The following is a 26,109-nucleotide window of genomic DNA, read 5'->3' as shown; positions in this document are numbered from 1 at the left end:
TTTTATGATCGACTGCAACCGCCTATGCCATGGAAAATGACAGCTGATTGGGCGCTCATGCGAAACCTTGGTTAGATTCTCCTGTAGCTATTCAGTTACTCAACTCACAGCAGATTTGGCAGGAGGAACGCAATGGCAGTCGAGCAATCAGCGGGAAAAACGCCGGGGCTGGTGAAATCCTTGGGCAACTTGGATGCCCTGGCCCTAGGGTTCGGTGCAATGATCGGCTTCGGCTGGGTAGTGCTGACCGGTGGGTGGCTGGATAACGCCGGCACCATGGGGGCGGTCCTGGCCATGCTCGTTGGCGGTGGCATCATGGCGGTCGTTGGCCTGACCTATGCCGAACTGACCGCGGCCATGCCCAAAGCCGGTGGCGAGCATAACTTCATCCTGCGCGCCTTGGGCGCCCGGCCTTCGTTTATCGGATCGTGGGCAATTACCGGCGGCTATGTCACGATTGTGGCTTTCGAGGCGGTTGCTTTGCCACGAACCGTGGAATACATCTTCCCGGGCATGAGCCAGATCCCCTTGTGGACGGTTGCCGGTTTTGAAGTAAATCTGACGTGGGCGTTGGTAGGCGTGCTTTCAGCGGTGGTGATCACCTGGATCAATATTCGCGGCGTGAAGCAAGCTGGCGTATTGCAGACCTTCGTGGTGCTCTTCCTGGTGGCAATCGGTGCCCTGATGATTGCCGGCGCCTTTGCCGGCGGCGAAGCCAAGAACATGGAACCTTTCTTCACCCCTGGAACCAGCGGGTTCTTTGCCGTGCTGGTGGCGGTGCCATTCCTGTTCATCGGTTTTGACGTGATTCCGCAGTCCGCTGAAGAAGTGAAGATTCCGGCCAAGCAAATTGGCAAGCTCGTAGTCGTCTCCGTAGTCTTGGCCACCATCTGGTACGTCATGGTTGTCCTGACCACAGCGTCAGCGATGCCAGCTGCGCAACTGGCTGGAGCTGACATTGCAACGGCGGATGCTTTCGGGGCCATGTTCGGTTCGGAGCTGATGGCCAAGGTGCTGATTGCCGGTGGCATTGCCGGCATCTTGACTTCATGGAACTCTCTATTGCTGGGAGCTTCGCGATTGGTCTACTCCCTGGCCCGAAGCGGCATGCTTCCTTCCTGGTTTGGCACATTGCATCCCGAATACCGCACGCCAGCCAACGCACTGGTCTTCATCGGTGGAATCTCCATGCTGGCCCCATTCTTCGGCGCTGAAATGCTGGGGTGGCTCGTGGATTCGGGGGCGCCAAGCATCATCGTGGCCTACTTCCTGGTCTCGGTCACCTTCCTTGTGCTGCGCAAGCGCGAACCCATGATGGATCGTCCGCTGCGCGTTGGCGGCAACGGAATTGCTGGGACTATCATCGGCTGGACTTCAGTCCTGCTCACCGCTGCGCTCTTCAGCCTCTACATGCCCGGCATGCCGGCCTCGCTGAGCTGGGAACCGTGGGCCATCTTCGCCATTTGGTGGGCACTGGGGGCAATTTTCTTCTTCAAGGTACCCGCGGGCATCAAGCCCGGTGAAGACGCTGAGGAGAGGGTCCTTGAAGCGGTCATGCGCCGCCGGAGATAGCATGTGCGAAGCGCCTGATGAGCCGTGTTTTCAAGTTGGCGTGAGCAATAAGAGGCAGCCTGTGCAATCTGGTTACCCTCGGCAAGAGCAAATAAACATATTGAATTAGATTTCTAGGACCAGTGCCCATATCGGGCACTGGTCCTTGGTTTTTGTCACAATTGAGACATGGATCAAGAAGCTGTCTGGCAAACGCGATAGCGTGGTTCCATGAAGAAGAGCCGGTTGGAACGTCTACGCCGTTTTCGTGTTTCACTTCCGAGTCAGCCGGCGGAAACTCCTGCCACACCAGGGCCAGATCTGACGGATTTCAAAAGCGCCGAGGATATGCCGTATGCCATGCGCATGGCAGCAGCGTGGGCTTGGCGTTTCCTGATCATCGTCGCAGCCTTGGGCGTGCTGGTGTGGGCGCTGTCAAAAGTCTCCTTGCTGGTCATCCCGGTTTTCATCGCAGCGCTGCTAGCAGGGCTGCTCTCACCGGTTGTGAATACGATGAACTCCAAGCTTGCTGTACCTCGCGGGTTGGCCGTCGGCATTACTCTCATCGGCTTCCTTGCGCTGGTCACCGCAGGGCTATCGGTAGCAGGGCAAAAACTTTCGGCCGGTTTTACCGCCCTGTGGACCCAAGCGCTTTCGGGCATCGAGCAGGTCCAGGACTGGCTGTTCAATGGCCCGCTCAAGCTGACCAACGACGACCTGCAGAAGGTGCTGGACGATACCCTCGTCCAGCTTCGCGGCAATGCCACCAACATCCTAAGTGAAGCAATCAGCTGGACTTCCGCGATCGGGCAGATCCTGACAGGCACATTGCTGGCCGTCTTCGCCTTGATTTTCCTGCTGCTTGACGGGCGCAAGATCGGTTTGTTCCTGGTGAACCTCTTGCCGCGCCGCGCCCGCCCGGCGATGGACGGCGCCTTGACCCGGGGCTGGGCCTCGCTGGTCACCTATGTGCGAGTCCAGATGATCGTTGCGCTGATCGACGCCATCGGCATCGGATTCGGTGCATTCTTCCTGGGCGTGCCACTTGCCATGCCACTGGGCGTCCTGGTCTTCATCGGCTCCTTCATCCCGATCGTCGGTGCACTGTTTACCGGTGCCCTGGCAGTTTTGCTCGCGTTGGTAGCCAATGGCTGGGTCAACGCATTGATCATGCTGGCCGTAGTGCTGCTGGTCCAGCAGGCGGAGTCCAACATCCTGCAGCCACTGATTATGGGCAAGGCAGTGAGCCTGCACCCACTGGCAGTGGTCTTGTCAGTAGCCGGCGGCACCATGCTTGCAGGCATTCCGGGTGCGCTATTCGCCGTACCGCTGCTGGCGGTGGTCAACGCGGTCGTGAAATACCTGTCGGGCCGAACCTGGGAAACCGACCAATTCGTGATTGAGCACTACGGAAACCAAGTAGTGGCGCAGAGCCCCAAGGCGAGCGACCCAGCGAAGGCCGACCCGCCGGCTGCAGCTGCAGGACCTGCCGCCGCACCAACAGCTTCGCCGGAAACCCGGCACCCTGAGTCCACAGCAGATGAGGAATAATCCATGAGCACCGAACCTACTTTGCCGGTTACGCTGGCTGATATCGAAGCCGCCGCTGAAGTACTCAAACCGGTTATTGCCCGCACCCCGGTGGAGCATTCCCGTGTTTTGTCCCAGCATGTTGGCGCCGAAGTTTTCCTCAAATGCGAGAACATGCAGCGCGCCGGATCCTTCAAGGTCCGCGGTGCCTATGTACGCATGTCCAAGCTCAGCGACGACGAGAAGGCCCGAGGCGTGGTCGCCGCGTCGGCAGGCAACCACGCGCAGGGCGTTGCCCAGGCCGCCAGCCACCTCGGAATCAAGGCGCGCATCTACATGCCCCGGGGCGTCGCCTTGCCGAAACTGACCGCGACGCGTGATCATGGTGCAGAAGTCGTGCTTTTCGGTGACACCGTGGATGAAGCGCTGGCCGAGGCGCAGCGTTTTGCCGACGAGTCCGGGGCAGTCTTCGTGCATCCTTTCGACCACCCGGACATCATTGCCGGCCAAGGCACCATCGGCTTGGAACTGCTCGAACAGCTTCCTGAGGTGGACACCGTGCTAATGGGTGTTGGCGGCGGTGGACTGCTGGCCGGCGTCGCCATCGCGCTGAAGGCCAAGGCCCGCGAACTGGGCCGCGAGATCAAGGTGGTGGGTGTCCAGGCGGAGAACGCCGCGGCCTACCCGCCATCCCTGGCCGCTGACGCGTTGGTCCCGCTGGATAACGTGCACACCATTGCCGACGGCATCGCTGTAGGCAAGCCAGGGCAGCTGCCTTTCGCGATCATCAAGGAATTGGTTGATGACGTGGTGACGGTATCGGAAGATACGCTCGCACGAGCTCTGGTGGTGCTCCTGGAGCGCAACAAGCTCGTGGTGGAACCAGCCGGTGCGGTGGGCGTCGCGGCACTGCTGGAGAACAAGCTGGAAGCGCACGGGATCAATCCGGCAACCACCGCGGTAATCCTTTCTGGCGGCAACATCGATCCGCTGCTGATGCTCAAGGTGATCCAGCGTGGCCTGTCAGCGGCCGGCCGCTTCTTGACCATACGCATGATGCTTCCAGACCGCCCCGGCTCGCTCGCGCAGATCTCCAACATCATCGCCGAATCGGATGCGAATGTCACCCGTCTGGACCACACCCGTATCGGTGGTTCGCTGTCCATGGGCGATGTCGCGATCACCATCGACCTGGAAACCAAGGGCCATGAGCATTCCAAGACGGTGCTCAATAACCTGCGCGCCGAAGGCTTCGACCCGCAGATCACCAATACTGCCGGCGGTTCAGTCGCCTAGCGCATAAGCAGCAAAGTCCGAAGGCCGCCAACCCAGATGGGTTGGCGGCCTTCGGACTTTGCATTGCAGCCTAGTTGCTAGGACTGGTAAGGCTTTGCAGAGATGATCTCAACCTTGATGTCGCGGCCGTTTGGAGCCAAGTACGACAGCTTGTCGCCGACCTTTGCGCCGTGCACGGCAACGCCAATAGGGGACTGCTCGGAGTAGACCTCGAGGTCGGTGTCGCCGGCAACTTCGCGGGAGCCGAACAGGAAGGTGGTCTCGTCGCCAGCGATATTGGCGACAACCAGCATGCCTGGCTCAACAACACCGTCATCGGCAGGAGCATCGCCTACATCGGCGCGGCGCAGCAGATCCTTCAGGTAGAGGATGCGCGCTTCGGCCTTGCCCTGCTCTTCACGGGCGGCGTGGTAACCGCCGTTCTCCTTCAGGTCACCTTCCGAACGTGCCTGCTCGATACGGGCAACGATCTCGGCACGTCCCGGGCCTGAGAGGAAAGTCAGTTCGTCCTGGAGCCGATCGTAGGCTTCCTGAGTCAGCCAAACGACAGGTTCGTTGCTGTTGGTGCTCACGTTGTACTTCCTTTGGTCAGTTAGGACTTCGATTGGCCTTGGGACCGATAAGTGGTCCTAAAGCCGAAAGCCACCGAAACGGTGGCGTCGACGAAGTCGGATTCGGTACGGATCTGAGGGCTCACACGTTATGGGCGATGCAAGCAAAGACCCCGCCAGGCTCATGTCCTAGTACTCAGCTAGAACCATGCGCCGATGCGGGGCGAAACGTATCTTTTCAACGATAGTAGTCGCCAAAACGATTTAAGCCCAATAGATTCAGCTATTAGGGGATGAAGAAGCTGAAATATTAACCCTTGTATTCCTGCGGAACCTCGTAGCAGGACTCCACGCCAGCGGTGGTCGCCAGGTTGTCGGTGTGCAGGTCAATCTCCAGGCGTTGGGTGATGTGCCCGGTAGCTTCTCCAGGATCAAGCAAAATGGTGTCGTATCCGACGATGGCCTTGGATTCGTTCATCGCACGAATATCGCACTGCACGCGGTGCTTGGTGTTGTATTCGACTGCGACAATGGCCTTGGCCTTCGTTGCGGAAATGACCTCGAACTCGATGTCCTGCGCGCTGATGGCGCTGTAGTTGTTGAAGCCGACATAGGCGGCCCCCGCAACGCCGACTGAGAGCGCGGCAGTAATTAGCCAGTTACGCGTTTTCCTGGGAAGACTGCGTTTCTTGGGGTTGTTGTAGCGAGCCGTTAAGCTTGGATCAGACATTATTTGCCTTGCACCACTCTCTTGCCTGGCGGCATTTGAACTGGGAATGCCGTACGTTGGTTCCTTACTCAAGTTTACCGTCTTTCAGCATGGGGGAATAACCGGTGGTCGGCTGTGAGTTGTTATGGATGACGGACAGATTCGAAGCTTCGGGCCGTCCAAAACGTGGCATAAGGAAAGAAGATAAGTGGAGATTCACGACGTGAAGAAAATTGCTCCTTCGCAGGGTCTGCGGCTCATGGCTATTCACGCGCACCCGGACGACGAATCTTCAAAGGGTGCTGCAACGATGGCTGCCTATGTTGATGCTGGCGCCGAAGTGATGGTCGTTTCCTGCACCGGCGGTGAGCGCGGGGATATTCTCAACGCCGCCGCTGGCGAACTCGCCCATGCGCACCGCGACCTGGCAGGCGTCCGGCGGACCGAGATGGCCGAGGCCGCTGCAGTGCTGGGCGTCAAGCACCGCTGGCTGGGCTATGTCGACTCCGGCTTGCCGGAAGGGGATCCGCTGCCGGAGCTGCCCTTTGGCGCCTTCGCCTTGCAGCCAGTAGAAATCGCTGCTGCCGGCATCATCAAGCTGATCCGTGAATTCCGTCCCCACGTCATCACGACCTATGACGAAAACGGCGGGTACCCCCACCCGGACCACATCCACTGCCATAAGGTTTCAACCTTTGCCTTTGAGCACGCGGCTAATCCGCAGATGTACCCGGAACTGGGTGCGCCGTGGTCGGTGAGCAAGTTGTACTACGACCGTGCTTTCGCACCGGATCGTTTCCGCACCTTGCACTACGCGATGCTGGAAGCAGGTTACGAGTCCCCCTACACCGAGCGCGTTGCGCTGTGGGAAGCGGACGAGGAAAACCAGATGTTCAAGTGGGTTTCCCCACACACCACGACCACCCAGATCAACTGCGCGGATTTCTTCTCGCAGCGCGATCAGGCGTTGCTGGCCCACAGAACCCAGATCGACCCGGAAGGTTTCTTCTTCGCCGTACCGGAACACGTCTACGCGGAGCACTGGCCGTGGGAAGACTACACGCTGATTTCCTCCAAGGTAGCTACCGAGTTGCCCGAGACCGACCTGTTTGCCGGACTAAGATAGTACTAAGCGCTTTCCAGTACTAGAAAAGAGTTGTCTTTACATCGTGAATACGATCTTCGAATCCCTGGCTCTGACTTCCTCGACCCTCGGTGTCGGTACGGAGACCAGCAGCGAATACGGTCCAGGATTCCTTGGGTTCATTTTCACCGCAGCCTTGGTGGTTGCCGTGATCTTCCTGATTCGCGACATGGTCCGTCGAGTGCGCCGCGTGCGCTACACCTCGGAAGCCGAGGCAAAGCAGCAGGAAATGGTGGCCAAGGGCGAAGAGCGCAAGCTTCAGGAATCCGAAGAGCCGCACGACCCGAAGACCGACGAACAGCAGTAGGCGCTTTGTGAGCTGCGCGATAGCATGATTGCGTGGCTCAACGACTCGCTGGCTCATCCAGCCAATACCTCAGACAGCATTCGCACCAACTTGTCGACTGGTTCCCCTATGGGGACGAAGCCTTCGAACAGGCCCGGTTACGCGACGTACCGGTCATGCTTTCCATCGGCTACGCTGCCTGCCATTGGTGCCACGTGATGAGCCACGAGTCTTTCGACGATCCTGAAATCGCGGCGCTGCTGAACGAAAACTTCGTAGCTATCAAGGTGGACCGCGAAGAGCATCCGCTCGTGGACGACACCTACATGCTGGCTACCCAGGCGCTCACCGGTGCCGGTGGTTGGCCGATGACGATTTTCGCCCTTCCTGACGGGCGTACCGCGCATGCCGGCACGTACTATCCGAAGACGCCCCGTGGCGAGACCCCAAGCTTCCGCCAAGTGCTTAACGCCGTCCACGAGGCCTGGGAAACCAAGCGCGATTCGCTGGAAGAGCAGGCCCAGATGCTCGCCGCGCATTTGGCCGAACTCGGAAGCCGCCAGAGCTCGCTGTTGTCGCTGCAGTCGCAGCAACCAGCAGCGCAGGCCTTCGGCGCAGCACTTGATCGATGGGTTGCCGCCACCAAACCGGAAGGCGGCTTCACCCCGGCACCTAAGTTCCCGCCGACCTGGGCTCTGAAGACACTGTGGCGTGCAGTGGTCACCACCCCTGACCGCGCCGCCGAGGCCTTCGCCGCAGCGGCCACCCATCTCGAAGCGATGTTCCTTGGCGGCCTGCAGGATCATGTTGATGGCGGTTTCGCCCGTTACTGCGTTGATGAGAACTGGTCGGTCCCGCACTTCGAAAAGATGCTCTACGACAATGCCGGTCTGCTTTCACTGGCGGCTCGCACCAGCGTCCTGGCGGCGGAATTCGCCCGCAAGTCCGAAGGGGAGATAGCCCAGCGCGCGCAGAATCTCGCCTGGCTCGCCCAGCGCAGCGCCCAAGGCATTATCGACTTCCTCAACGAGGAACTGCTCACCGCATCTTCGGCCGCTCCAGCTTTCGCGGCTTCCCTGGATGCCGATTCATCCCGTGATGGCCAGCAGATCGAGGGCGCGTACTACACCTTTAGCCGCGAGGAAATCGCACTGGTCACCGACCCTTTGATTCAGCGGCTGCCCAAGGGGCTGTTGCGTTTCGCGCCGGTGGCCGAGGACCCGCAGAACTTCTGCTTCTCGCTGTTGAGGGTTCCTGAAACGAACGAAATCGGTGTTCTCCATGAACTGCGGGATGCAATGCGCACGCTGCGCCGCTCGCGAATTATGCCGGTCCGCGATGAGAAGGTGATCGCCGGTTGGAACGGGCTGGCCATCGAAGCCTTGTCTGAAGCCGCGCTGCTCCTGGACCAGCCGGAAGCCTTGGCGCTCGCCGAGAAGGCAGCAACCTCGGTGTGGACGATGCAGTGGGATGAAAAAGCCGGACGGCTGGCCCGCGTGAGCTTCGCCAATCGTGCTGAGCACGGCAATGAAGGCACCTTGCAGGACTATGCCGCCCTGGCCCTGGGATTCTTGGCGTTGGGCCAGGCCACCGGGCACAAGCAGTGGGCCGAGCGTGCCAGCGACTTGCTGGGACGCGCTGCCGACTTCGTAGACCCGGAAACCGGGGTGCCGCGTGACGCGGTCCAAGCCGATGCGCGCATCGCAGCCCAGCGCAGCAACATTGCTGCCGTCACGGTGCTTGATGATGCGCTGCCGGCCTCGGGTGCGCTCTACGCCAAGGCGCTGGCGATGCATGCCCTGCAGTCCATGGCGGCGGGAGACTACACCGAAGCAGATGCGGCGGACTTGGAAAGCGCCCGCGTACTTTCTGCCCACGCCCTGGCTTTGGCCAGCGACGCGCCAACACAGGTAGCGACCGCCTTGGAAGTGCAGTGCATAGTTTCCAGCCCGGTCCAGTATCTTGCGCTGTCGCAGTGGGATTCGGCAGAAGCCAAGCGCGTGCGTTCGGTGGCGTTGAGCCTCGGATTGAATGTGCGCCACGATCCGTCGCTACCTGGTGCGGCCCAGACCGTCCAGATCCAGCCTTGCCGCGAAGAGCTTTGCCAGATGCCTGTAGCCGGGGTGGACGGATTGTTCTCGCTGTTCGCTTCCGGAAAGGGTGCCTGAGCCCGGGAGAATGTGTCCATCGTGGACGCGGTGAAGCGGGCAGATACCCATGCTGGGCGATAAATAGCGGTAGATTTAGAACCTAGAGTTTTTGGAATCTATCGAAAGGCAGGGACAAGGTGCAGCTTCCGAACCTTGCGTACCGTTACTACGAACGGCGCTTGGCGAAGTCCCTCCCTGCCGACAAGCTTCCGCACCATATTGGCGTGATGGTCGATGGCAACCGCCGGTGGGCCAAGCTGGCCGGCACCCCGACCATGGCAGGCCACCAGGCCGGTGCGGACAAGATCCTGGAGTTCCTCGATTGGTGCGAGGACCTGGACATCCAGATGGTTACCTTGTACATGCTCTCCACCGACAACCTCAATCGAGAAGCCAGCGAGCTGCGCGACCTCTTGGAAGTTATCGGCACGACCCTGGACCGTCTGGGAGAGACCAACCGGGTCAAGGTCCAGCAGGTGGGAGCCAAGGACTTGCTGCCTGAAGACCTGGCGCAGAAGCTTGCCGCGCTGGAAACCGTTACCGCCAACCGCACCGGTGTTCATGTGAATGTGGCCATCGGCTACGGCGGACGCCGTGAAATCCTTGATGCTTTCAAGTCGCTGCTTTGCAAGGCCGCCGAGGATGGACGCACGATCGAGGAACTTGCCGCCGGACTGTCCACTGAAGACATCGAATCGGCACTGTACACCAAGGGCCAGCCAGACCCGGATTTGGTGATCCGCACCAGCGGGGAACAGCGTCTCTCCGGCTTCTTGACCTGGCAAAGCGCGTACTCGGAGTTCTACTTCTGCGAGGCGTTGTGGCCGGATTTCCGCCGCGTGGATTTCTTGCGTGCGTTGCGCGACTTCGCTGATCGCCAGCGCCGCTTCGGCACCTGAGCCCCGAATGGTGCACCCGGCTCAGCTGTTCAGCTAATCGTTACCTGAACGTAGTCCCCAGGTAGCGCTTCAAGGTCTATGGTGATCATAAGGCCGGGGCAACAAGACCCAGCTGATCGAAGGGTTCCTCACTAGATGACCAAATGCAGCGCCAGCCGGAGCAATTGCCGGAATCGCCTTGGACATCCGGTGTCGGGATTCCCCACTTACGCGTGGGGAGAGTCCCCACGCCGGATTCGAGAATGGGTGCGCTGCCATGACACGAACAGCCGAACAGGGTGTACGAACCTACGTCATTGATACTTCGGTCTTGCTTTCTGACCCGAAAGCCATGTTCCACTTCGATGAGCACCATGTCGTGATCCCGCTGACTGTCGTCACCGAGCTGGAACATAAGCGCAAGGATCCTGATCTGGGCTTCTTTGCACGCCATGCCTTGCGTGTGCTTGATGAGCTGATTGCCAGCCATGGGGGATTAGCCCAAGCGGTGCCCGTGTCCAAAACTGGTGGAACACTGCGCATTGAACTGAACAACATCGCCCCGGAAGTCCTGCCGGTAGGCATGCGCTCAGGCGATAACGATTCACGCATCCTGGCTGTCGCCAAGCACCTGCTGGATGCTGGCCTCGACGTTGCGCTGGTTACCAAGGACCTGCCGATGCGCATCAAGGCCTCTGCCATGGGCATCCATGCCGAGGTGTACCGCAATGAGCTGATCGCCTCGACCGGGTGGACCGGCATACAGCAGCTGGAACTGGGCGAAGAGACCATGGCCAAGCTCTACGAACATGAACAGCTTCTGAACCACCCTGCGGTCGCCGATGAACCGATCAACACCGGGTTCGTCATCACATCCCCGCGCGGAAGCGCCCTGGGCCGCAAGGTTGATGCGAACACCTTGAAATTGGTGCGTGGCGACCAGCAGGCCTTCGGATTGCATGGACGCAGTGCAGAGCAGCGCATCGCCTTGGACCTGCTGATGGATCCATCCGTGGGCATCGTCTCCCTGGGCGGCAACGCCGGAACCGGTAAATCGGCGTTGGCCCTGTGCGCCGGAATGGAAGCAGTGCTTGAACGCAGGGAACACCGCAAGATCACCGTGTTCCGTCCGCTCTATGCCGTTGGCGGCCAGGAACTAGGCTACCTGCCGGGCTCCGAGGGCGAAAAGATGGGACCTTGGGCCCAGGCGGTCTTCGATACCCTCGGCTCGATCGTGTCGAAGAATGCCATTGATGAAGTGGTCGAACGCGGGATGCTTGAAGTCCTGCCGCTGACCCACATCCGCGGGCGTTCGCTGCATGATTCCTTCGTCATTGTTGATGAAGCCCAGTCGCTGGAACGCAATGTTCTGCTCACGGTGCTATCGCGCATCGGGCAGAATTCCAAGGTGGTGCTCACCCATGACGTGGCACAGCGCGATAACTTGCATGTAGGCCGCTACGACGGCGTCGCCGCGGTCGTGGAACAGCTCAAGGGACATGCCCTCTTCGGGCATGTGACCCTGACCCGTTCCGAGCGCTCTGCTATCGCCGCGCTAGTCACCAACCTGCTTGATTCGCCCACCTTGTCCTAGGATTGGCGCTCGCTGCGCAGCTCCCACGGAATCGGCGCCCGCACGTCGGTAAGCGTGGGAGCTGGGGCGGTGAACAAGGAATCGATGTAGTACTCGTTCTGGGCCAGGACCTGAAGCGACAGCTCCGGGGCTGCAGGCATCCCGGCGTGGGCGGAGAGCACCCGGCGGTTCAGGCAGACGCCTGTTGCCAGATCCAGTACCACGAGGGTTCGTGTCCCGGCGGGAACGAGAGGACAGCTGGCCAGTGCGGGCTGGTAGTTGTGTCCCGCAGTGAGAACGGCGGCTAGAGCAGGCCGGTTGCCATGGGTGATCTCTGCGAGCTCGTGAATGTAGGTGGGGTGGTCGAAAGCGAGATCATGGGCGGCAGGCTCGGTGCCGGCAAGTTCCACCGGATCGAGCATTGGTTCCCAATGCTCCAAGGGCAGCAACCCATTGAAGCCAGAAATTTGTGGACGGCGCAAGATCAGGTGGTCTGAGGTATAAACCGGGGAGGTCAGCGAGGCCGGCAGCTTCCATGAGGAATTGGTGGCTGCGACGTAGCCTCGGCTCCGGTCTGCGGTGAACTTCTCCTTTTGGTACACCAGTTGCCCCTCGGCCGAGCGCACGGCTATGGCTTCTCGCTGGCGGAGGATGGCGGTCAGCTGGCCTTCCAGGCCTTCGTCCGGTTTGGCGTAATGCTCCGGGACCTGGACCTGGAACTGCAAGGAGGTGCTCAGCCATGGGGCGGACCGGGCCAAGGCACGGAAACGACGACGGGCCGCCGACTCAGGGGCGGATTGCCCGGGGAAAAGAACTGGAACTGCTGGAACGTCCATACTCCAATTGTAGAAGCGGCTGAATTATTCACAAGAGGAAGACCCCTCTGCCGAAGATCCAATGAGGTGCCTATGCTCTATGCATGTCAGAAATTTGGAACGTGGCACAGGAAAGCCCGACCACCGCAGCGCTGGTTCTCCTCCAGCTAGCCTGCTTTCTTGGTTTCGGGTTCCTCCTGTCCAAGGAAGACATGGCGAGGCATCGTTTGCCCAACCGGCTACTGGCCTACTGGTTGGCGGCCAGCATCGTGGTGATCGCGCCGCTGGGGATCTTCCGTTCTGATGGGCATGGGCTGCTGATGAGCCTTTTGGGGTTGCTGCTGCTTGGCGGAGGCTATCTGCTCCTCGCGCTGATTTCCGCTGGGGCAATGGGCATGGGCGATGTGAAGCTGGCCGGCGTGCTGGGGATGAATCTCGGATACTATTCCTTGCCCAGTTTGTTCTTCGCGACCTTGCTTGCCTTCCTGCTGGCCACCGGCTGGGTTATCGGGGGCGTGGCGGTGCGGAAATTGACGCTGAAATCAGCGGTCCCTTTCGGTCCCTTCATGCTCATTGGGTCTTTAGCAGTGCTGCTTATGGCACGATGAAATCATGGCAACTCCAGAATTCGTAACCCATCTTCGAGAACGCATCGGTCATGAACTGCTATGGCTCTCCGGGGTGAAAATAGTTGTCCTCCACGACAGCCGGGTGCTGTTGGTGCGACGTGCTGACAATGGCAAATGGACCCTGCCGGCAGGAATTATTGATCCAGGCGAAGAGCCTTCGCATACAGCACACCGCGAAGTGCTGGAAGAAACCGGCGTCGAATGCGAAATCACGGACCTGTTGGGGGTCGGGGTGACAGCTCCCACGGTGTATCCCAATGGGGATCACGCGCAGTACCTGGATGTAGTTTTCAAGGCTCGGCACCTTTCCGGCACGGCGAAGGTCAACGATGACGAGAATTTGGAAGTGGGGTACTTCGAACTGGCTGACCGGCCAGAACTCCCGCCGCTGCACGAACGGGCGCTGCAATGGGCACTGGACCCTCGGCCCGGTGGCTATTTCGCCAGTTGACGTTTTCTGCCTTCAAATCCGCTGTGGCATGCGTGAATGCCGCCGGCATGAGCTTAGACTTGCTCCATGACCGGGATTGGACTGATTGAACCTTCTGCCGCACTGCATGCTTCCTTCATGCGGAGCACAACCGAATGGGCGGGGGCGGAGCAGGACGGGGCCTCGGTCTTCTACGCTGCCAAATACGGTTGGGATCTGCGCAACGCAGAAGACTTCGCGCAGTGGGTCCAGCTGCTCAAGGATCTGGAAAAGCCGCACTTCACGCCACCGGATGGCTTCGTTGCGCAAAGCACCCTGTGGCTAGCGCACGACGATGAGTACTTGGGCGCGGTCAGCTTGCGTCACGAGCTGGGCAATGATTTCCTTCGCGAAGTCGGCGGGCACATCGGCTACGGTATACGCCCGGGCGCCCGTGGCAATCGCCTGGCCAGAACCGCGCTCGCCGGATCCCTGGAACAAGCCCGCAGCCTTGGCCTGCCGCGGGTCCTGCTTACCTGCAACGACTCCAATACTGCTTCGGCGCGAACCATCGAAGCTTGCGGCGGAGTCCTCGAACGCGTCACTCCGGTTGCCGAAATCGGGCCCCGCTTCGGCTCCACTGAGGACCTGCGACGCTATTGGATTGAACTGAGCTAGTTCGCTGGAAGCACCTCGCGGAATACGCGCAACGTATTTCCGCCCATGATGGCCGCGATTTCCGTATCCGAATAGCCGCGATTCATCAGTTCCTGGGTGATGACAGCAATCTGGCTGGCATCCCATGCGACGGTAGTTGCTCCGTCGAAGTCGCTGCCCAAACCGACGTGTTCGATTCCTGCGACCTTGATGACGTGCTCCATCGCGTCCACCACCGAATCCACATCCAGGGTGCAGACCGCAGCGTCCCAGTAGCCAATTCCGATAACGCCGCCGGTCTCGGCTATGGCCTGGATCTGATCGTCAGTGAGGTTCCGGTTCACATCGCAGGTGGCTTGGACACCGCCGTGGCTGAATACCACGGGTTCAGTAGCCAGGGAGAGGACTTCATTGAAAGCCGCGTCGCTGGAATGCGCCAGGTCGACGATGACCCCCAGCTCTTCCATGCGCTTGAGTGCAGCACGGCCAAGGTCGGTGAGCCCTGATTTCTCGACCCCGTGTTTGGAGCCGGCCACCGAGTTGTCGAAGAAGTGCGTGAACCCGGCCATGCGCATGCCATCGTTGAACAGGACATCCACGTTCCTGACGTCGCCCTCAAGATTATGCAGGCCCTCTACCGAGAAGAGGCCTCCGGTGACCTGCTGGCCGCTCTTGCGGTCCTTGAACAGTTGGTCGAGCTCGGCGGTGGTGGTGATGGTGCGCAGGGTGCCTTGCGAGTCGGCGGCGTCGTCGCGCAGCTTCTTGGCCTGGTAGCGCGAACGCTCCAGGAGCGAGAACCAGGTCTGAGGCGGTTGCAGCTGGACAATGCCCAGCAGCGTGATGTTATCCGATTCGGCGCTATTGGAGTCGTAATTCTGGCCGACGGGCGACTTGGAAACCGAGGAGAAGACCTGCAGGGCGACATTGCCTTCTTCCATGCGCGGCAGGTCGACATGGCCGCGGTCCGAGCGCTTGAGCAGCGAACGGTCCCACATCAAGGTGTCGGCATGCATGTCGGCAATCTGCAAGCGCGAATGCAGTTCCGAGGCGTCGTCGCCGACCGCTGGCAGACCCGCGGCCTCGATCTTATTGCGGGTGTTTTCCACGATGCCGGGAGCAAAAGCGAAGAATGCGGCCAAGAGGACTACCAGCGTGCCGGAAATCCAGAGGCCAAGACGTTTAAAAGAGCGAGATGTGGTGCGGGTCATAGGTGGAGGCTAGCAGATGTTACCGGTAAGTAGGAGTCTGTTTTTCCGGGTTAAAGTACGCTACCGCGACCCGATGGCGAGCATCGAACCGCGGTAGCAGCAGGGGTGGAGCAGCAGGGAATTAGTGCTTGCCCACCATGGTGGAAACATCCAGAAGCTGATCGAGCTGTTCCTCGGTGACTTCACCGCGTTCAACGAAGCCCAAAGCGATGGTTGCTTCGCGTACGGTCAGCCCCTCGGCAACAGCCTTCTTGGCGATCTTGGCTGCGTTTTCATAGCCGATCAGCTTATTCAGCGGGGTGACAATCGATGGGGAAGCCTCGGCCAGGAAGCGCGCGCGTTCCACATTGGCCTTGATGCCGTCGATCATCTTTTCGGCCATCACCGTTGAGGTGCTGGACAGCAGGCGAATGGATTCGAGCAGGTTGGAGGCCATGACCGGGATGCCCACGTTCAGCTCGAAGGCGCCGTTGGTTCCGGCCCAAGCGATGGCCGTGTCGTTGCCGATGACCTGGGCTGCTACCTGGATGGTTGCCTCCGAAATGACCGGGTTGACCTTGCCGGGCATGATGGAGGATCCTGGCTGCAGATCAGGGATCGCAATTTCTCCCAAGCCGGTGTTGGGGCCGGAGCCCATCCACCGCAGGTCATTGGCGATCTTGATCAGCGAGATAGCGATGGTGCGCAAAGCTGCGGAGGCCTCGACCAGTCCGTCGCGGTTGGCCTGTGCTTCGAAATGGTTGCGCGCCTCGGTGATGGGCAGGCCGGTGTCTTCGCGCAGGAACTCGATGACCTGCTGCGGGAAGCCGTCTGGGGTGTTGATGCCGGTGCCTACCGCGGTGCCGCCCAGGGGAACTTCGGCAACGCGTGGCAGGGCCGCTTCGATGCGTTCAATGCCGTAGCGTACCTGTGCTGCGTAGCCGCCAAATTCCTGGCCAAGGGTGACTGGGGTGGCATCCATCAGGTGGGTGCGGCCGGATTTGACCACATCCTTGAACTCGGCGGACTTCGCCTCCAGCGAGGAAGCCAAGGTTCCGAGGGCCGGGACCAGGTCATTGAGCAGAGCTCCGGTGGCGGCAACATGCACGGACGTCGGGAAGACGTCGTTGGAAGATTGCGAGGCGTTCACGTGGTCGTTCGGGTGGACCTCGGTGCCGCTGTCCCGGGCCTTCAAGGCACGGGTGGCCAATTCGGCGAGAACTTCGTTGGTGTTCATATTCGAGCTGGTTCCGGAACCGGTCTGGAATACGTCGATGGGGAAGTGCTCGTCGTACTGCCCGGTAGCGACCTGATCGGCTGCGGCCACAATGGCCTCAGCGCGTTCTTCGTCGAGAACGCCGAGCGCCAGGTTGGCTCGTGCGGCGGCCTTCTTGACCTGGGCCAGGGCCTTGATATGCGAGGATTCCAAGGTCTTGCCCGAGATCGGGAAATTATCGACGGCACGCTGGGTTTGCGCGCGGTACAGGGCCTGAGCCGGAACTCGGACTTCGCCCATGGTGTCATGTTCGATACGGAAATCGTCACTGTTAGTCATGAGCCCAGAGTACGCCCGAACCGTCATCGAATGACAGGTCTCTGACGTAAACATCACAACCAACAGTGACGCTTCACCGATTTGGGAATAAAAGCCGTTTTACAAGGCTTTTCCTGAAGCTTGGAGCTTCTAGTCGAGGCCCAGGCTGGAGACCAGCTGGGCACGGCCATCGTGCAGGTGGTAGGCAACGCCGGCGACCGCGGTGCGGCCCTCTTCGATGGCCAGCGCGATGATGCTGGACAGGTCGACGAGACGGTCGGTGGTCTGCTTGACGTGCTCGACAACGGTGCCGTTCACGTCGGTGATGCCCTTGCGTTCGGCGGCATGGACTGAAGGGGTGATGTGCTCGACCAGGTCGCGAACGAAGCCCTTGGGCATGTTGCCAGTTTCCTTGGCTTGGATGGCGCTGGTAATCGCACCGCAGGAGTTATGCCCGAGGATGACGATCAACGGTACGTTCAGGGCGTCAACGGCGAATTCCAATGAACCGAGGCTTGCTGGATCCAGGACATGGCCTGCGGTACGCACCACGAACATGTCGCCCAAACCCACATCGAAAATGATCTCTGCCGCAAGGCGGGAATCAGAGCAGCCGAAGATGACAGCGAAAGGTTCCTGGCCGGAGATCAACTTCTGCCGTCGAGCACTGTCCTGGTTGGGGTGCTGGGTATCTTCGTTGACGAAACGGAAATTGCCGGCGCTGAGCTTTTCCCAAGCCTCTTTAGGCGTCAGGGTCGGTTGTGTTGATTCAGAGAGCATGACTCAGATTCTACGGGATGCTGTTCGAATATCGAATATATGACTGGCTTTTCCCGTGAACGTGACTTAATCCAGCTCGCTAGCGACCTGTTCGGCAACACTGTTCAGCTGTTCGGCCGAGGTGTCACTGGAAAGTACGACGGTGGAGTCCTTGAACTCGGAGATCAGGTACGTGCTCTGGTCCTTGGTGCGCACTTCCCACTGCGCTCCGCCGATGGTGCGAGTTTCGGTGGGCGTCGCCGCATCGGTGATCAGGGCTATCCATGTCGGGTTGGCGTCAGCAGCTTGGCGAACCCACACGAAGTTCTTGTCTTCGAAGACGAGGCCGCATTCCCAATAGGGGACACCCTGTGCAGTGTTAGCCTGCCAGCGAGCGAAGTTCGCATATGCCTTGTCGCCCAGTTCCGGGGCGAAGATCTCAAAGCCAGAAATCTGTTCCGTCTGTTCCGCGGTGGCCTGCAGGTTGACGTCGCTTTCAAACGCGTCGTCCTTGGGCGGCGGGTTGAGCATGAGCACCGGAATGAGTATGGCAACCGTGAAGCCGATGGACAGCACCATGCCCTTGAAGGTCTGGTTCGCGCGCTTGGCCTGCTTCTCGGTGAGCTGCGGCTTGTACGGCAGATCCTCGAAGGTGGCATTCGGATCGTCGAGGCTTCGAGGGGACGCAGCAGGCGTCTGGGTACCGTTGACCGTGTTGCCGGTAGCCGGGACGCTGTTCTCGGTGTTCTTCTCAGGTTGCACGCCTTCCATTCTCCCCGAAGATTCTGTGGAATTCGAACCAGAGTGCCCAAACGCACGTCGAACTATGAGCAGGCACTCCCGACACGAACTGTAAAGCGAAAACTCTAGAGGATAGAATGTCCTTGTTTGCATAGGCGCAATGACTACGACTCAGTGATGGGATCTTTCGTGACCGAAAAGAACAATTATGCCCACCTTTCTCCGCGACTGTCGGTTTCCGACGCGGAGCCGGACCGCAACCTAGCACTGGAGCTGGTGCGTGCAACCGAAGCGGCAGCCATCGCTTCCTCGCCGTGGGTCGGATTCGGTGACAAGAATGCCGCAGACGGTGCCGCAGTCGACGCCATGCGCGGCTTGCTGTCCACCGTGAACTTCAACGGCGTTGTCGTGATTGGCGAAGGTGAAAAAGACGAAGCTCCAATGCTGTTCAACGGAGAACAGGTTGGCAGCGGCACCGGCGCCGAATGCGACGTCGCAGTCGACCCGATTGACGGAACCCGTCTGACCGCGCTGGGCCTGAACAACGCCCTGTCCGTGTTGGCCGTCGCCGACCGCGGTTCGATGTTCGACCCCTCCGCCGTGTTCTACATGGAGAAGCTGGTCACCGGGCCAGAGGCAGCCGAGCTCGTTGACCTCCGCCTGCCAGTGAAGCAGAACCTGCATCTGATCGCCAAGGCCAAGGGCAAGAAGGTCAGCCAGGTGACTGTGACCATCCTGGACCGCCCACGCCACGCTGGCCTGATCGAGGAGATCCGCGCGGCTGGTGCCCGCACCAAGCTGATTATGGACGGTGACGTTGCCGGCGCCATCGCCGCAACCCGCGAAGGCACCGGCGTTGACGCGCTGATGGGTGTCGGCGGCACCCCTGAAGGCATCGTGACCGCCTGCGCTATCAAGGCGCTGGGCGGCGTGATCCAGGGCCGCCTGTGGCCAACTGATGACGACGAGAAGCAGAAGGCCATCGACGCCGGCCACGAATTGGGCCGCGTGCTGACCACGAACGACTTGGTGACCTCGGATAACTGCTACTTCGCTGCGACCGGCATCACCGATGGCGACCTGCTGCGCGGTGTCCGCTACAAGGACAACCGCATCCACACCCAGTCGATCGTCATGCGTGCCAAGTCCGGCACCATCCGCTTCGTCGAGGGTGAGCACCACCAGGATAAGTGGGAAGCCTACACCCGCTAATCCGCATCTGATTGCAAAACTGCGAGCCATGGACTTGATTCAAGTCCATGGCTCGCAGTTTTGCGTTTGGCCCCTATAGTGCCACGAAGGGCCTCAGGGCAGTGCGGCTAGTCGATCTGGGCGCTGGCTGCGAAGAGCTGGCCCGGAACGGTGCCCTGCAAGATGGCGGTGGCTGGCAGTTCGGCCGCGGTGAGGAACAACGACTGCCCGCGGCTGATGCTGCGTTCGCTTTCACGCGTGGCTACCAGGAACTCACCGGCGGTGCACAGCAGCACAGCGGCACCATGCAACTGCAGATCAGCGGCAAGGCCCGGCTCTATGGGATCGAGTACCTGCAGCTGGAACTCTTCGAAGTCGGGCTTGTACAAGCGGTCATGGGTATCAAGGGCCACCGGCTCCAGGATCGGGGCAGGGGAGGGGGCAGCAATGGTGACATCCAGCAGTTCGGGAACATCGATATGCTTGCTGGTCAGGCCACCACGCAGCACATTATCCGAATTGGCCATGACCTCGATTCCCAAACCGCGCAGGTAGGCGTGGACGTTGCCGGCGCCCAGGCTGATGGCCTGGCCAGGCTCCAGGAAGATCAAATTCAGCAGCAGTGCGACCAAGACCCCCGGATCGCCAGGATAGATCTTGTTGATCGAGGCTAGCTCGGCGAAATGGGCATTGCCGTGCAATTCAGGGCTGCCTGCCACTGCTTCGCTGATCTGCGCTACCAGCTGGGAAATTTCGTCCCCCTCGGTCAGCACATGCTTGAAAGTCCGGGCCAGCGGATCGGTGCCCTGCAGCAGGTCGAGCAGCTGGCCTATCGGTGCATGCGCCGAGTCCGGCAGCTGCGCGGCCAGGATCTGCAGGTCTTCAACAATCTGCGCTGGTTGGCGGAAGCCCGATAGCGCCACGAAGTCGGTCAGGGCAAAGAGCATCTCCGGCTTGTGGTTGTCATCGCGGTAGTTGCGGTCAGCAGCATCCAAAGGCTTGCCGTCCGCGTTTTCCTGGGCGAAACGCTCTTGCGCCTGCTTCAGCGTGGGGTGCGTCTGGATCGACAGCGGCTGGGTCGCCGAGAGCACCTTGAACAGGTAGGGCAGACGTCCGTAGCGCTGGGCGACTGCTGAACCCAATATGTGCTCTGGATCCTGGGCGATGAAATCATTGAGCGCTGTCCCGCTATCGGAGATCCGGCTCGGGCACCCGGGATGGGCACCGAGCCACATCTCGGCCTGCGGGGTGGTTTCCGCGGGCAGATCGAGCAGATCGGAAATCTGCGAAGCAGATCCCCAGTGGTAGTCCCTAATCGCGTTTTTCAACTCGAACACGTCTTTTGACCATAGCCTTTCAGGAGCGGTAGTTGGGTCGCATGGCGGTCGGGGGGTCTTGACCGTTTACGGAACCGAGCATTCGTCGTTATTGGCTGCGATCTCTGAAATCAACGTGCGGTAGCCGGCCATTTCCAATTGCACCAAGTACTCTTCGGTGATCGGGCTGCCATCTGGCTGGGTGAATTCCGGGCTGTCCTCTTTCGACAGCTTCGGAGCATTGTTCACGTCAGTGGTTTCCGGCGCTTCTTCGGAAGCCTGGGTTGTTTCTTCCGGAGCCGAGGACTTGGAGGTGTCCTCGCTCTTTTCAGGATTGTCCTTCTTCTTTTCCTTCTTCTTCTCCGGCTCGTTCTGCTTTGCGATCAACGTCTGGATACGCTCTTGCAGCTTGTCGAAGTCGGGGTAGGTGGAGAAGCTGCGTTCGAAGTCCGGCGCACCGAGGGTCAAGCGGGCCATTGGCTCCTTGGATACCTTCTCGGCCAGGGATACGAAGGAACCGAGCTGACCTGCTGGAATGTCGGTTTCAACCAGCTGTTCACCGGCGGACATGATCGAAGTGAAATTGCTCAGGATCGTTTGCGGCTTGAACTGCTTGATGATTCCCTGCTGCAAGCACTGCTGGCGCTTGATGCGGTGGTAGTCATCGGTGAAGTCGCGTGAGCGAGCAAACCACAATGCCTGCTTGCCGGTGAATTCGTGGGTGCCCGGTGCGAACCAGTGCGTGCGCACGGTGCTGTTTTCGTGGTATTTCCCGTTGTAGGGAACCCATCCGCCGGAGTCGATGGTGACCCCGCCCAATGCGTCGACAAACTGCTCGAACCCGGCCATGTTGATCATGACGTAGCCCTGGACAGGGAGCCCCGTGGTGCCTTCCAGCGCGTCCATGGCAGCTTGCGCGCCGACGTTCTTCACGGTCTCGGGGAAAGCATCCGCGTGCTCGGTTTCGGCATTGCGGTAGATGGCGTTGAAGATGCATTCGTCGCCGCAGTTGTAGCCTTCGGGCCAGATCTTCTCCATGGGCGAGCCCGGGGCGAAGCGTGCGCTCTGGAAGTTGCGCGGCACCGAGATCAGCAGGCTCTTGCCGGTTTTGGCATCAACAGAAAGCAGAGCCGCAACGTCGGTGCGGACGCCTTCGCGGTTGGCACCGGAGTCGGCACCGAACACTGCGATGTTGTAGCGCCCGTCGACTGGCTCGAAGGCGGGTCCTTCATCGAATACGGCCACAATGGTTTCGCGTCCGGTATTCAGCAGCGAGGCGCCGTAGATGAAGACACCGCTGGTGGCCACCACGGCTGCCAGGGTGAAAATGGTAACGATGGCACGCATGCCAGGGGCCAGCAGCTTAGGCCGGATAATCACCAAGGTGTTGATGAACATGATCAGCCAGCCCAGGGCCAGCGTGCCGAGCACGATGATCAAGAACAGCTGGAAGTTCGGGTGGGCAACCCAGCCGAGAATGATCGAACGATCAATGAAGTACAGGGCAACCAGCGCAAGAATGGCCAGCCAGCAGGCCATGGTGATGGACACTGCGATCCGTCCAAGCTTGCGATTTCCCGCGACCAGCTGAGCGCCGCCGGGGAAGAAGATGGTCAGCAGGACCAGGATCAGAGCCCGCTTGCTGCGCTGCGGAGAGCTGATGGTCTCCGGCTGGCGCAACGGACTTGGTGCGCGGTGACTGGCAGAACCCATGTACTTTTGGACTTTCCCTAGGAAGCGAAATTCTCGTTGGCAACTTCAGCGCGCAAAGCCGAACCCTTGGCATGGGCTTGCTCGCGCAGTGAATCTGCAAACTGAAGCAACTTTACCTGTAACGATTCGGCTAGCTCATCGGTTCCCGCTGCGAGCATGCGCACAGCCAGCAGGCCGGCATTGCGTGCTCCGCCAATGGAAACAGTTGCTACGGGGACTCCTGCAGGCATCTGGACGATGGAGAGCAGGGAGTCCATTCCATCTAGTTTAGCCAGTGGAACTGGAACTCCGATCACCGGCAGCGGTGTAACAGCTGCAAGCATGCCCGGAAGATGCGCTGCACCGCCTGCGCCGGCGATGATTGCGCGCAGTCCGCGTTCGTGGGCTTTCTTGCCGTAATCGATCATTTCTTCTGGCATGCGGTGCGCCGAAACGACGTCCGCTTCAAAAGGGATTCCGAATTCGGCCAGTGCCTGTGCGGCCAGGCGCATGACCGGCCAATCGGAATCAGAACCCATTACGAGGCCGACCAGTGGTGCTTCAGACATGAGATATTTCCTTGCGGTGTTCTAGTAAGAGCCGCTGCCCGGTACGCGGCAGCGGCTCTTGATCAAAATAAAGTCTAGACGGCGGCTTCGATGCCGTCGCGGATGAGCGCGGCAACCTTATTGGCCTGCGAACGAAGTTCATCTACGCTTTGCCCGGCGTTAGCCACAACGTTGACGTGGCCGATCTTGCGGCCCGGGCGCACGGACTTGCCGTAGGCATGGACTTTGACTTCTGGCGCGGCGGCCAAGGCGGCTTGGAAAGCCGAGTAGAGGTCCTGGTTGGCGCCGCCGAGATAGTTCTTCATCACAGTCACGCCCAGCTCGCGGGTTTCGCCCAGCGGCAGATCCAGGACCGCACGCAGGTGCTGCTCGAATTGGCTGGTGACCGAACCGTTCATGGTCCAGTGGCCGGTGTTGTGCGGGCGCATGGCCAATTCGTTGATCACGAAACCGGCTCCTGAACCTGGGGTTTCAAAGAGCTCTGCGGCCATGACTCCGGTGACGCCGAATTCTTCGGCGATGCGCAAGGCCGCATCGGCTGCGGTGGCTGCGGTGGCTTCGTCAATATCCTGGGCAGGCGCGATCACTTCATCGCAGACTCCATCAACCTGGATGGTGTGGACCACGGGCCAAGCCTTGGCCTCGCCTGAAGGGGTGCGGGCTACCAACGCGGAAAGTTCGCGGGAGAACTCGACCTTGTCCTCGGCCAGCAGCGGGCCATGGGCGAACCAGTCGGCGGAATCCCTGGCGTCTTGGGCATTGTCCAGCATGCGCACGCCCTTGCCGTCGTAGCCGCCGCGCGGGGTCTTGAGCACAATGGGCCAGCCGGTCTGCTCACCGAAAGCGATCAGGGCATCGACATCGTCAACCTTGGCCCACGCAGGGTTCGGTAGTCCGAGGCGTTCGATGGCCTCGCGCATGACCAGCTTGTCCTGGGCATGGATCAGCGCAGCCGGACGGGGCTGGATGTTGACGCCCTCATTGATCAGGGTGGTCAAGAATTCGTTGGGCACGTGCTCGTGGTCAAAGGTGACAACGTCCTTGCCCTTGGCGAATTCACGCAGGGTTTCGAGGTCTTTGTAGTCGCCTACAGGAGCGTCGGGAACGCTTCGCGCAGCCGAAACATCAGGACCTTCGGCAAGAACATGCAGTTCGAAACCTAGGTTCAGGGCCTCGGGGGCCATCATTCGGGCTAGCTGCCCGCCACCAATCACACCAATTTTTGGAAAGCTCACGATTACAAGGGTATCGAAAGCGACGTTGAGAATCGCATGCGCGTTGTCTGATTACTCTCACAATTCGGTCAATTTCCAGAAAGTGCCGATAAAATAGCAAGATCGCGCGCTTCTCGTAGTGCTTAGCGCGCCTTGTTACTGCTAGCCAGACGGGAACAATATTCCCTGGAGGACAATTGCTCGAGCGCATCAAACTCAAAATAGCCGGACTCATCTCGTTGCTGTGGCGCGAGGTGGCGAAGTTCGGCGTCGTCGGTGGCGTTGCGTTCATCATCGACTCGGGGATCTACGTCTGGCTCCTGCACGGTTCCATGAGCGATTCCCAGGTTAAAGCGAAAATCATTGCTGGCGTCGTCGCGACGATGTTCTCTTGGGTGGCCAACCGCTACTGGACTTTCCGCCACCGCCGCCAGGCCAATGTGGTGCGCGAGCTCGTGATGTTCATCATCATGAATGCCATCGGCTTGGGCATTGCCGCGGCCTGCGTATGGGTCACCAAATACTGGCTGGGCTTGACCGATCCCACCTCGGTGTTCATTGCCGGTTCGGTAGTCGGCTTGGTGCTCGGCACCATCTTCCGTTTCTTCGCCTACCGTTTCTGGGTCTTCGGCAGCGCGATGGATGCGGAGGAAGAATTCGCCCACGACCACGAAGTTCTGGGCAATCACAAGGCCGATACCGGCGCTGACGCAGCGCACTCCGCTGGCCAGGCCGATACCGGCACGGTACCGACGGTGGCTCGCTAATCCGCTGGTTGGTAGTCGAAGTTAATGCGTTCGCCGTCGCGCAGGCGCTGGGTCACTTCCATCCCGTCTTCTACTAGCACAATTCCGTCACCCGCTGCCCACTGGCCAATGGCGAAGGGCAGCAAGGAGAGCACGGGTTGCTGAGCACGCACTAGAATTGTTCCTTGCGCCTTAGCTTCGGTATCGAATAACGCAGCAAGGCTGACCGGGGTGTCACCATTGGTTGCGATGGCTGAGGCATCACCAGTTACTGGCGAGGGATAGAACTGATCCCCGTAGGTACGCACGGAGGCATTGAAGTCTTCTGCGACAGGGCCGAGATCCGAGCCGAAGGACAGCGCGAGAGCTGCCGGGTTCACGGCAAGGATTTCAGAGCTGCTGGGGATGCGCTCATCATCCGGTTGGGCCGTCACCCACACCGATGCCTGCTGTGCATCATCATGCCCAGCATCGACCAGCGTGGCGCCATGGTGCAGCGCGGCCAGGGCCACGACCAGGGACTTCCAATGCGCCGGCAAATCGAGCACCACGATCGAGTCTTCATCGAGGTCGAAAACCTCGCCCAAGAGATTGGCGCTTTTCGCGACCCAATTGTCAAATACCCGTCCGGACAGCTCGATGCGTTCCCCGCTGACGGAGTACCAGGTGAGCCATGGGGAGGCTGAACTGCGCCGCGGCGCGAGAAGATTCTCGACAAATGTTCGTGATTGTAGGCTATTGCTCATTGGATGTCCTTAAATTTAATTACTGAGAATTCACCGAGAATTCAGCCAAGACGGGACTCGCCCACCTCATGTGCGTCTTTTGACGGCGTGTTGTGCCGGGAGTTTCCTGAGAACTCTTCTTAGAATGACCTCCCCGCTTGACTCTAGCGGAGTTACACGGCTGTAATTAGATGGTGAGTCCGGGCAGGTTCATCACTTTTCGCTAGTTCGATGGAATAAATGCTGCCGGATGGATC

General features: G+C 60.0%; 25 protein-coding genes. 13 read left to right on the top strand and 12 right to left on the bottom strand.

The features are described from left to right. Positions 1 to 132: 132 nt before the first annotated feature. The 3 genes from ACIOTN_RS15450 to ilvA all read left to right on the top strand — a co-directional run bounded on the left by ACIOTN_RS15450 (position 133) and on the right by ilvA (position 4,377). Entirely contained in the window at positions 133 to 1,572 is a 1,440-nt protein-coding gene (locus ACIOTN_RS15450; RefSeq protein ID WP_105661706.1) for an APC family permease, read from the top strand. A 339-nt stretch (positions 1,573 to 1,911) separates the two neighbouring features. Continuing rightward, positions 1,912 to 3,102 (top strand): AI-2E family transporter, encoded by a 1,191-nt coding sequence (locus ACIOTN_RS15445; protein WP_286134180.1) that lies wholly within the window; start codon positions 1,912 to 1,914, stop codon positions 3,100 to 3,102. A 3-nt stretch (positions 3,103 to 3,105) separates the two neighbouring features. After that, complete coding sequence (gene ilvA / locus ACIOTN_RS15440) at positions 3,106 to 4,377, top strand: threonine ammonia-lyase (protein ID WP_105657446.1); 1,272 nt, start codon at positions 3,106 to 3,108, stop codon at positions 4,375 to 4,377. Positions 4,378 to 4,454: 77 nt separating this feature from the next. On the opposite strand, the gene greA is transcribed toward ilvA, so the two are convergent. Together greA and ACIOTN_RS15430 are read right to left on the bottom strand one after the other, a co-directional pair. Next, on the bottom strand, positions 4,455 to 4,949 hold the full coding sequence (gene greA, locus ACIOTN_RS15435) for a transcription elongation factor GreA (RefSeq protein WP_105657447.1): 495 nt from the start codon (positions 4,947 to 4,949) through the stop codon (positions 4,455 to 4,457). A 289-nt stretch (positions 4,950 to 5,238) separates the two neighbouring features. Then, positions 5,239 to 5,658 (bottom strand): DUF4307 domain-containing protein, encoded by a 420-nt coding sequence (locus ACIOTN_RS15430; protein WP_402735635.1) that lies wholly within the window; start codon positions 5,656 to 5,658, stop codon positions 5,239 to 5,241. A 238-nt stretch (positions 5,659 to 5,896) separates the two neighbouring features. Here ACIOTN_RS15430 and mca point away from each other — a divergent pair, with 238 nt between their 5' ends. From mca to ACIOTN_RS15405, 5 genes are all read left to right on the top strand, one after another. Further along, on the top strand, positions 5,897 to 6,763 hold the full coding sequence (gene mca / locus ACIOTN_RS15425; protein ID WP_105657493.1) for a mycothiol conjugate amidase Mca: 867 nt from the start codon (positions 5,897 to 5,899) through the stop codon (positions 6,761 to 6,763). 43 nt (positions 6,764 to 6,806) lie between these two features. Then, positions 6,807 to 7,088: a hypothetical protein gene (locus ACIOTN_RS15420; RefSeq protein WP_105657449.1), complete on the top strand. Its 282-nt coding sequence runs from the start codon at positions 6,807 to 6,809 to the stop codon at positions 7,086 to 7,088. 32 nt (positions 7,089 to 7,120) lie between these two features. Further along, positions 7,121 to 9,235: a thioredoxin domain-containing protein gene (locus ACIOTN_RS15415; protein ID WP_402735634.1), complete on the top strand. Its 2,115-nt coding sequence runs from the start codon at positions 7,121 to 7,123 to the stop codon at positions 9,233 to 9,235. 119 nt (positions 9,236 to 9,354) lie between these two features. Continuing rightward, entirely contained in the window at positions 9,355 to 10,116 is a 762-nt protein-coding gene (locus ACIOTN_RS15410; RefSeq protein ID WP_402735633.1) for an isoprenyl transferase, read from the top strand. Between the two features lie 256 nt (positions 10,117 to 10,372). After that, entirely contained in the window at positions 10,373 to 11,689 is a 1,317-nt protein-coding gene (locus ACIOTN_RS15405; protein ID WP_105657452.1) for a PhoH family protein, read from the top strand. Here ACIOTN_RS15405 and ACIOTN_RS15400 read toward each other — a convergent pair. Next, on the bottom strand, positions 11,686 to 12,504 hold the full coding sequence (locus tag ACIOTN_RS15400) for a hypothetical protein (RefSeq protein WP_105657453.1): 819 nt from the start codon (positions 12,502 to 12,504) through the stop codon (positions 11,686 to 11,688). The genes ACIOTN_RS15405 and ACIOTN_RS15400 overlap by 4 nt on opposite strands. A gap of 83 nt (positions 12,505 to 12,587) precedes the next feature. Between ACIOTN_RS15400 and ACIOTN_RS15395 the strand changes: the two genes are divergently transcribed. From ACIOTN_RS15395 to ACIOTN_RS15385, 3 genes are all read left to right on the top strand, one after another. Further along, on the top strand, positions 12,588 to 13,091 hold the full coding sequence (locus ACIOTN_RS15395; protein WP_105661711.1) for an A24 family peptidase: 504 nt from the start codon (positions 12,588 to 12,590) through the stop codon (positions 13,089 to 13,091). A 4-nt stretch (positions 13,092 to 13,095) separates the two neighbouring features. Beyond that, entirely contained in the window at positions 13,096 to 13,563 is a 468-nt protein-coding gene (locus tag ACIOTN_RS15390) for an NUDIX domain-containing protein (protein WP_105657455.1), read from the top strand. A gap of 117 nt (positions 13,564 to 13,680) precedes the next feature. Next, positions 13,681 to 14,199 (top strand): GNAT family N-acetyltransferase, encoded by a 519-nt coding sequence (locus ACIOTN_RS15385; RefSeq protein WP_402735632.1) that lies wholly within the window; start codon positions 13,681 to 13,683, stop codon positions 14,197 to 14,199. Here ACIOTN_RS15385 and ACIOTN_RS15380 read toward each other — a convergent pair. From ACIOTN_RS15380 to ACIOTN_RS15365, 4 genes are all read right to left on the bottom strand, one after another. Further along, complete coding sequence (locus tag ACIOTN_RS15380) at positions 14,196 to 15,386, bottom strand: dipeptidase (RefSeq protein ID WP_402735631.1); 1,191 nt, start codon at positions 15,384 to 15,386, stop codon at positions 14,196 to 14,198. The genes ACIOTN_RS15385 and ACIOTN_RS15380 overlap by 4 nt on opposite strands. Before the next feature lie 121 nt (positions 15,387 to 15,507). Then, positions 15,508 to 16,920: a class II fumarate hydratase gene (locus tag ACIOTN_RS15375; protein ID WP_105657458.1), complete on the bottom strand. Its 1,413-nt coding sequence runs from the start codon at positions 16,918 to 16,920 to the stop codon at positions 15,508 to 15,510. Positions 16,921 to 17,049: 129 nt separating this feature from the next. Beyond that, positions 17,050 to 17,679 carry a carbonic anhydrase gene (locus tag ACIOTN_RS15370; RefSeq protein WP_105657459.1) on the bottom strand — a complete coding sequence of 210 codons (630 nt, stop codon included), beginning with the start codon at positions 17,677 to 17,679 and terminating at the stop codon, positions 17,050 to 17,052. Positions 17,680 to 17,745: 66 nt separating this feature from the next. Continuing rightward, positions 17,746 to 18,420 carry a DUF4245 domain-containing protein gene (locus ACIOTN_RS15365; RefSeq protein ID WP_332728213.1) on the bottom strand — a complete coding sequence of 225 codons (675 nt, stop codon included), beginning with the start codon at positions 18,418 to 18,420 and terminating at the stop codon, positions 17,746 to 17,748. 156 nt (positions 18,421 to 18,576) lie between these two features. Here ACIOTN_RS15365 and glpX point away from each other — a divergent pair, with 156 nt between their 5' ends. Then, positions 18,577 to 19,611, top strand: a complete 1,035-nt coding sequence (glpX, locus tag ACIOTN_RS15360; RefSeq protein ID WP_105657461.1) for a class II fructose-bisphosphatase — start codon at positions 18,577 to 18,579, stop codon at positions 19,609 to 19,611. 107 nt (positions 19,612 to 19,718) lie between these two features. Here the strand turns inward: glpX and manA are convergent, their stop codons facing one another. From manA to ACIOTN_RS15340, 4 genes are all read right to left on the bottom strand, one after another. Further along, a complete protein-coding gene (manA, locus tag ACIOTN_RS15355; RefSeq protein WP_402735630.1) occupies positions 19,719 to 20,927 on the bottom strand; it encodes a mannose-6-phosphate isomerase, class I in 1,209 nt (402 codons plus the stop codon). Between the two features lie 66 nt (positions 20,928 to 20,993). Beyond that, a complete protein-coding gene (locus ACIOTN_RS15350; protein WP_105661716.1) occupies positions 20,994 to 22,619 on the bottom strand; it encodes an LCP family protein in 1,626 nt (541 codons plus the stop codon). A gap of 17 nt (positions 22,620 to 22,636) precedes the next feature. Beyond that, on the bottom strand, positions 22,637 to 23,167 hold the full coding sequence (purE, locus tag ACIOTN_RS15345; protein WP_105657464.1) for a 5-(carboxyamino)imidazole ribonucleotide mutase: 531 nt from the start codon (positions 23,165 to 23,167) through the stop codon (positions 22,637 to 22,639). A gap of 74 nt (positions 23,168 to 23,241) precedes the next feature. Next, positions 23,242 to 24,402 carry a 5-(carboxyamino)imidazole ribonucleotide synthase gene (locus ACIOTN_RS15340; protein ID WP_402735629.1) on the bottom strand — a complete coding sequence of 387 codons (1,161 nt, stop codon included), beginning with the start codon at positions 24,400 to 24,402 and terminating at the stop codon, positions 23,242 to 23,244. 176 nt (positions 24,403 to 24,578) lie between these two features. Here ACIOTN_RS15340 and ACIOTN_RS15335 point away from each other — a divergent pair, with 176 nt between their 5' ends. Then, on the top strand, positions 24,579 to 25,148 hold the full coding sequence (locus ACIOTN_RS15335; protein WP_105657466.1) for a GtrA family protein: 570 nt from the start codon (positions 24,579 to 24,581) through the stop codon (positions 25,146 to 25,148). On the opposite strand, the gene ACIOTN_RS15330 is transcribed toward ACIOTN_RS15335, so the two are convergent. Further along, positions 25,145 to 25,873, bottom strand: coding sequence for a TIGR03089 family protein (locus tag ACIOTN_RS15330; protein ID WP_146112920.1), 729 nt, complete (start codon positions 25,871 to 25,873; stop codon positions 25,145 to 25,147). The two genes, ACIOTN_RS15335 and ACIOTN_RS15330, sit on opposite strands and share 4 nt — an antisense overlap. Positions 25,874 to 26,109 lie beyond the last annotated feature (236 nt).

The sequence above is a fragment of the Glutamicibacter sp. NPDC087661 genome, assembly GCF_044743275.1.
GTDB lineage: Bacteria > Actinomycetota > Actinomycetes > Actinomycetales > Micrococcaceae > Glutamicibacter.
This window is presented reverse-complemented; position numbering and strand designations above follow the sequence as displayed.